This window comes from Pseudomonas sp. ANT_H4, from assembly GCF_008369295.1.
Lineage (GTDB): Bacteria > Pseudomonadota > Gammaproteobacteria > Pseudomonadales > Pseudomonadaceae > Aquipseudomonas.
This window is the reverse complement of sequence record NZ_VOBG01000004.1, coordinates 359,943-366,800: the sequence shown is the minus strand read 5'-3', so window position 1 is coordinate 366,800 and position 6,858 is coordinate 359,943. Positions and strand designations below refer to the sequence as shown.

8 protein-coding genes are annotated in these 6,858 nt (G+C 57.9%); 3 read left to right on the top strand and 5 right to left on the bottom strand.

Annotation, left to right across the window (positions count from 1 at the left end; all coding sequences use genetic code 11):
* Positions 1-229: 229 nt before the first annotated feature.
* The gene (locus tag FQ182_RS08015) at positions 230-823 is read right to left on the bottom strand and encodes a nitroreductase family protein (RefSeq protein ID WP_149412180.1); all 594 of its coding nucleotides are present in this window, start codon (positions 821-823) and stop codon (positions 230-232) included.
* 299 nt (positions 824-1,122) lie between these two features.
* On the opposite strand from FQ182_RS08015, the gene FQ182_RS08010 reads away from it, so the two are divergent.
* Both FQ182_RS08010 and FQ182_RS08005 read left to right on the top strand, forming a co-directional pair.
* Positions 1,123-1,572, top strand: coding sequence for a YcgN family cysteine cluster protein (locus FQ182_RS08010; protein WP_133101850.1), 450 nt, complete (start codon positions 1,123-1,125; stop codon positions 1,570-1,572).
* An 11-nt stretch (positions 1,573-1,583) separates the two neighbouring features.
* Positions 1,584-2,822, top strand: coding sequence for a hypothetical protein (locus FQ182_RS08005; RefSeq protein WP_149412179.1), 1,239 nt, complete (start codon positions 1,584-1,586; stop codon positions 2,820-2,822).
* A 126-nt stretch (positions 2,823-2,948) separates the two neighbouring features.
* Here FQ182_RS08005 and FQ182_RS08000 read toward each other — a convergent pair whose 3' ends face one another.
* From FQ182_RS08000 to FQ182_RS07990, 3 genes are all read right to left on the bottom strand, one after another.
* Entirely contained in the window at positions 2,949-3,296 is a 348-nt protein-coding gene (locus FQ182_RS08000; RefSeq protein WP_149412178.1) for a DUF2892 domain-containing protein, read from the bottom strand.
* A 69-nt stretch (positions 3,297-3,365) separates the two neighbouring features.
* The gene (locus FQ182_RS07995) at positions 3,366-3,833 is read right to left on the bottom strand and encodes an RNA methyltransferase (protein ID WP_149412177.1); all 468 of its coding nucleotides are present in this window, start codon (positions 3,831-3,833) and stop codon (positions 3,366-3,368) included.
* A 94-nt stretch (positions 3,834-3,927) separates the two neighbouring features.
* Positions 3,928-4,302, bottom strand: coding sequence for a YajD family HNH nuclease (locus FQ182_RS07990; RefSeq protein ID WP_133101846.1), 375 nt, complete (start codon positions 4,300-4,302; stop codon positions 3,928-3,930).
* 906 nt (positions 4,303-5,208) lie between these two features.
* On the opposite strand from FQ182_RS07990, the gene rarD reads away from it, so the two are divergent.
* Positions 5,209-6,093, top strand: coding sequence for an EamA family transporter RarD (rarD, locus tag FQ182_RS07985; protein ID WP_149412176.1), 885 nt, complete (start codon positions 5,209-5,211; stop codon positions 6,091-6,093).
* Positions 6,094-6,126: 33 nt separating this feature from the next.
* Here rarD and FQ182_RS07980 read toward each other — a convergent pair whose 3' ends face one another.
* Positions 6,127-6,813: a spermidine synthase gene (locus FQ182_RS07980; protein WP_149412175.1), complete on the bottom strand. Its 687-nt coding sequence runs from the start codon at positions 6,811-6,813 to the stop codon at positions 6,127-6,129.
* Positions 6,814-6,858: the final 45 nt, after the last annotated feature.

Genomic DNA, 6,858 nt, shown 5'->3' with positions numbered 1-6,858 from the left:
GGTAAACCGGCAGGACGCCGGTTTAGCCGCGCTGGGCCAAGGATGGCCCATCGCGGCGGCCCACGGAGCAATGCCGGAGTGAAGGCATGCCGAGCCTAAGCGAGGCACCAAGTGGTGGGGCAAGAGCCTTTTGGTTACTTTTGGGCTCTTTTCAAAAGTGACACGCCGTAAGGGCGTAACCCTAATCCGCCCCGACCAACATAACGGATATGTACCCAGCCCAGCCTCTTCAGAGATCGAAATCACCTTCTGAAACCAACTCACTCAACGGCCGGCGCAGGCTCGGAGTTTCCCGGGCTTGCAGGTACTCGACCAGTGTCGACTTATCCCCCAGCTTGCCAATCGCCACCGCTGCATGCAGCGCATAGCCTTCGGGGATCTTCAGCTCCTTGCGGGTCAGTTCCTGGTCGAAACCGGCCATGCCGTGGGTATGCCAGCCGCTGATGCTGGCTTGCAGCGCCAGATGGCCCCAGGCCGAACCGGTGTCGAAGGTGTGCCACAGGGCCGGGGTTTCTTCGGTGGCGCCGGGCACGGCGAAGTCGGTTTTCGACACCACGATCACCAGGGCCGAGGCATGCTGCGCCCAGCCACGGTTGAATTCGTTCAACAGGCCGAGGAAGCGCTCCCAGTTCGGTGTGTCACGGCGCGCATAGAGAAATCGCCAAGGCTGTGAGTTGTAGGCCGACGGCGACCAGCGGGCCGCTTCGAAGAAGCTCAGCAAGGTCTCGACCGGGATGCTCTCGCCGGTAAAGGCGCGTGGCGACCAGCGCTCGGTGAATTGGGAATGAATGGGGTAATCGGCGATGCGTGGGTTTGTGCTCATGAACAGTTCCTGATGACGGGTATGGGCTACGTTGCTACATTTATGAGGCAGAGCGCAGATCAAAAAACTGGGTGCGCCGATGAGCTCGGCGATGGGTTTTTCAGGGCCGTGTCGCGCGCCTGGGGCAATGCGGTTGAGCATTTATGGCACCTGGCGCAGGGCTTTTGCGGCCCTCAAAGCTACTTCGCCCAGCGAAAGCTGACAAGTCTTGTTATACCGGCAGTCGTAAGCGCTTGGCCCTTGGCGCCTTGGGCACTAGACTGGCGGCCTTTTAACCGCACCGATACTGATGTAGAGCCATGGCCGCTAAAGTCGAACCTTTCTGGATACGCAAAACCCTCGAACACCTCGATCAGGAGGAGTGGGAGTCGCTGTGCGACGGTTGCGGCTTGTGCTGCCTGCAAAAGCTCGAAGATGAAGACGACAACAGCGTCTATTACACACGTATTGCCTGCAAACTGCTGGACCTGAAAACCTGCCAGTGCACCGATTACCCTAACCGCCGGGACTCGGTGCCTGATTGCATCCAGCTCACGCCGGGCCAGGCCGATCAGTTCAAATGGTTGCCGCCGACCTGCGGTTATCGGCTGGTCAGCGAGCGCAAGGATTTGCCGCTCTGGCATCACTTGGTCTGTGGCGATCGCGATGCCGTGCATCACGCACGCATTTCCCAGTCCGGGCGCATGGTCAGTGAAGGCAGCGTGTCTGAGGACGATTGGGAGGATTACCTGATTTTTCGCGCAGGCTGAAAGGAGTGTCTATGACGGTTGCAGGCAAGCTGGCGGTAAGCCTGGTGTTGCTGGCGTTGAGCACGTCAGCGTGGTCCGCGAAAAAGGTCGATCTCGATTATCACGTCAAGTTGTTGCCCCAGAGCGATCAGGCCGAAGTGCGCCTGAGCCTGTCCCAGGGCTCGGCGGTGCGCAGCCTGAACTTCGACCTTGGCCGCGACGGCGACTACAGCGACTTCAAGGCCGATGGACAGTGGCAAGTTATGCCCGGCACTAGCGCCGGAGCCAGCCGTGGCCTGTGGCAACCCAGCGCCGATAAGGCCAGCCTGACCTACCGCGTGCGCCTTAGCCATGCCCGCAAGGCGGGTATCTATGAAACGCGGATGACGCCGAATTGGGCACTGTTTAGCGGTGAAGAGCTGGTACCCAAGGCCCGTCTCGACCAGAAAGACGGCATCGAGCTGGTGTCGCGGCTGGTCTTCGAACTGCCAGCGGGCTGGAAAAGTGTCGAGACTGCCTGGCCACGCATCGGTAAGAACAAATTTCGCATCGACAACGTCTCCCGCCTGTTTGACCGGCCCACCGGCTGGATGCTTGCCGGCAACCTGGGCAGCCGACGCGTGCGTCTGGGGGAGACCGAAATCACCGTGGCCTCACCCAAGGGCCAGGCCATGCGCCGCATGGACGTGCTGACACTGCTGACCTTTGTCTGGCCCCAGGTGCAGGCAGCGTTCCCGCGTCATCCGGCCAAGTTGTTGGTGGTCGGTGCCAGCGACCCGATGCGCCGTGGTGTGTTCTCTGGGCACGACTCGATCTACCTGAATAGCCGCACGCCACTGGTCAGCGAAAACGGTAGCAGCCCGATGATCCGTGAAGTGGTGCAGGCTATCGGTCGTTTTAACGATCATCAGGGCAGTGACTGGATCAGCGAAGGCCTGGCAGAGTATTACGCCATCGAATTGGTACGCCGCGCGGGAGGCATCAGTGACGAGCGTTATGCGGCGATACAGACTCGCCTGAGCAAGGAAGGCAAGGGCGTGACGACCTTGCGCGGTGAGCATGTCAGCGGCGCAACCGTGGCGCGGGCGGTGGTGGTGTTGCAGGAACTGGATCGGGAGATTCGCCTGAAAACCCACAATAAGCGCTCATTGGATGACCTGACACAAGCAGTGATGCGCTTGAACAGCATCAGCTCCAAGGAGTTTGTGCAGTTGGCCGAGAGCATCATTGGTCAGTCGTCGACGGTGCTCGATAGCAAGCTGTTGCACTGAGTCGACCCCGTTACCTCGTAGCAGCTGTCGAGCTTTAGCGAGGCTGCGTCAGAAACGACTCGGTGCTGATGTCAGGCTTGATGGCAGTGGTGCGGCCAACGTAGCCTCGCTGGAACTCGACAACGGCTACGTGGTTTTTGTGTCTTTGCTGGCAGCAATTTCAGCCTGGGTCTTGAGGTTTTTCAGCTCTTCACCGGCTCGTTCGATCTTCGTGCGCACGGTGTTCATCTCCTGACGACTCTTCTCCAGCAGCGCTTTGGCCGAACTATGACCGCTGATCCCACGGGCCAGCGCCACGCCGCCAATCGCCACTTGAATCAAGCCAAAAAAGCCGCCACGGCGAAGGCCTTTGCCCATCATCACCACGCCGCCAGCCAGTGAGCCAATCCGCTCCCAGCCCTGGACGTTTTGCGTGGGCTGGGTCTGGAACGGTGTGGATTCGATGATAGGTCGCAGGGTTTTGCTGTCGCTCATGGTCTATCTCCAACAAGGGGTCATGGATATGCAGCTGACTGCACGCAGACCGAAGATGTTCCCAAAAAATCAGTATTTAGGCCCCGAGCGGGTGTTATTGCCCTTGGCCATACGGTCGTAGAGCACCACGTTGACCGTGGCGGCAAGGTTCATGCAACCGGTGGTCGGGATGTAGATCACGTCCTCACACCAGTCGCGGATGTCCTTGTCCAGGGAGCCGTCTTCCGGGCCGAAGATGTACAGCGCGCGGTCGGGGTGAGTGTATTCGGGGAGGGGGCGGGCGCCGTCCACCAGTTCAACGGCGACCGGGATGCAGCCCAGGGGCAAGATTTTTTTCAGGTCGTCGATACCGATCAGCGGAATATCGTGGTGGACCTTCTTGGTGTCGGTAATAAAGTCCCGGGCCCTTTCGTAACGCTTGCCGGTGTAGAACACCGACGCCACGCCATAACAGCCGGCGGCGCGCATCACCGAACCGACGTTCTCGGGTGACTTGGGGTTGTACAGACCGATGCAGCTGTAGCGTTTGTTGGCCACGGGAGAGGGTGCCTTCGAAAAAAGACAGCAGTATAGCGGCAAGCTTCAAGGTTCAAGAGCACGGTTTGAACTTGCAGCTTGAAGCTTGCGGTTTTTAGCTGTCTTTCTTCATCAACCCCGCCAACGCCGCAAACGGGTTGTGCGTCGCCTTGGCAATGGTCGGGCTGCTGGTTGAGCCTTCGCTGAAATACTGCTGGTCGGTATAACGCGAGTGTTCATTGTCATGGCAGTACAGGCACAGCAACTCCCAGTTGGAGCCGTCCTGGGGGTTGTCATCATGGTTGTGGTTGCGGTGGTGCACGGTCAGTTCGCTCAGGCGCTTGCCGGCGAATTCACGGGCGCAGCGGCCGCACACGTGGGGGTACATCTTCAAGGCTTTGTCGCGGTAGCCCATTTCCCGGTCGCGCTGGGCATCGGCAAGGATACGGTCCAGCTTGGCGGTGTGGGAGGGCGGGTTGGTCGAGCTCATCATGGCTCCTGTCTTTTAGTGGATCACGGATAGCGTTGATTCTAGCCGCTCATGGGGTAATAAGCCCCTGGCTTTTTTCAGCTGAGGTGCAGGCTGCCGGAGAGAATTGTTTGTAGTATCGGCGATATGAACTCATAGGGATTCGCGCTCATGCGTCTGCATTGGCCCCGGAGTTTCTGGAGTTTTATTGGGGTAACTGGCTGTGGCCTAGTGTCGCTCCTGCAGGGCGACGGTAAAGAGTAACTTTTGCCACTATCTGCTGGGCGTATAGCGGCTAAATATACAGTAATGGCTGAGCAGATATCGAATTAAATACACTTGGGTATTTCACTTTGTGTGGCGCAAATTAAATACCAAAAATTATTAGACTAACTTGTTCGAAGTCTTTAATGTGGCGCCTTCTGGCCCACTGCCGTTAGTTTGGTCTATGGTGGCGTCAGGTGTTAAAATGCTCATTCGTTCCGAGACGGGTCTCTCGGAGAATATGACCTGACAAGGTCATGAAGAACACGAGTGACCGGTGAACGTATCAGGACTCCCCTGAAGACTGTTCACCCCGACCTGTAACAGGCTGTTCCCCGTGAAATCGGGTTTCCCATCCCAGCGCCAACCCTACGAGGGTGAGGCTGTGGCGTTTTAAATCAGAGGCACTCGTCCAGAGTGTACTGCTTCTAATGACCGAAGTCGGGCTAGTTGAAGTGTCTGATGTTCGTCGTGCAAATAATAAAAAACAGACGAAGCCCCCAATTCTTATTGCTGAACAGTTCAGGGTTAATTCTGTGTGTTCGTTATAAAGCTATGGGTGCCTGTTAATAAATACCTGATGTTCATCCCACTAACATTCACGCTGTGTGAATGCAGCTTCCTGCTTCAATTAAATAACTGTGCTTGTTCGTCGAGGCTGTTGTGTCTAAAGGTGTTGTTTTGGCGGTTTCCGCCTCCTTCCTGTTTGGCGTGCTGTATTTTTTTACCTCCCTTCTTGAACCATTGAATGGTCAGCAAATATTTGGCTGGCGAATGCTTATTTCGTTGCCCTTCATGACCCTGCTGCTCTGTCTCTCTGGAGACTGGAAGTGGGTCCCGCTGATCTACAAGCGCTTGCGCGATAGGCCGGCCTTGCTGCCTTGCGTCGTGCTGACCAGTGTGTTGGTCGGTGTCCAGTTGTGGATTTTCATGTGGGCGCCGCTCAATGGCCATGGTCTGGATGTTTCGCTGGGTTATTTTCTGTTGCCGCTGACTATGGTCATCACGGGTCGTATCGTTTACGGCGAACGCCTTTCCTACTTGCAAAAGGTTGCCGCCGCATTAGCCGCGGTGGGTGTGGCCAATGAGTTGTACCGCACGGGTGGGTTCTCCTGGACGACGCTGGTGGTGTGCGTCGGCTATCCGCTGTATTTCGTACTGCGCCGGCGCTGTGGCACCGATAACCTGGGAGGATTATGGCTGGACATGATGCTGATGATTCCTGTGGCGCTATGGTTCGTCCTTGGCGCTGGGTCAATCAGCGAGATCTTGGCGCAGCGCCCAGCGCTCTATTGGCTGGTACCGCTTATGGGATTGGTCAGCGCGGCGGCGGGTTATTCCTACATCATGGCCAGTCGCCTGTTGCCGTTCAGCCTGTTCGGTTTGCTCAGTTATGCTGAACCGGTGCTGTTGGTGGCAGTGTCGTTAATGCTGGGGGACAGCCTCAAACCGGGCCAATGGATGACCTATCTGCCAATCTGGCTGGCGGTAGCGGTATTGGTGTTGGAAGGCTTGAGGCATTTGAATCGATTGCGCCGGTCGATTTGACCCACGACCCGCGCAGTGAATTCAGGGGCTGTTTCAGCCCTTGAGTTTCTCGGCAATCCAGATGGTATGCCGGGTGCCCTTGTTGCCATGGGCAAACACTTGAACTTCCTCTGCCTTGAAGCCGGCCTTGCGCAGTTTCTCGCTGAACTGCTTGTCGGCGCTGGCTGACCATACGGCCAGCACGCCCTTGGGGCGCAGGGCCTTGGCGCAGGCGCTGAGGCCGCCGGTCGAATACAGCCAGCTGTTGGCTTTTTGCGTCAAGCCTTCGGGGCCGTTGTCGACATCCAGCATGATCGCGTCGAAGCCCTGGGGCTCGGCGTGCAGCACCTTGGCCACGTCTTCCATGCGGATCACCGTGCGCGGGTCCAGCAGCGGTCGTCCGGACTTTTCTCCCAGCGGCCCGCGATTCCACTCAACCACGCCCGGCACCAACTCAGCGACCACCACTTCGGCGGTCTTGCCCAAATGCTTGAGCGCCGAGGCCAGGGTAAAGCCCATGCCCAGGCCGCCAATCAACACCCGCGAACCGGGACGACCGGCTACCTTGCGGCAGGGGATCTCCGCCAGGGCATCTTCGGAGCCGTGCATGCGGGTGTTCATCAGTTGTCCGCCGTCACCGCCCTGGATCTTGATGACAAAATCCTCGCCATATTCGAACAGGCACAAGGCACCGCCATTATCGGGAATCGGGGTGGTGTCCAGCAGAACGAAACGTTTCATGGAAATCTCATTGGGAAGGGCATTCTTGTGCGGTTGGGAGTAGCC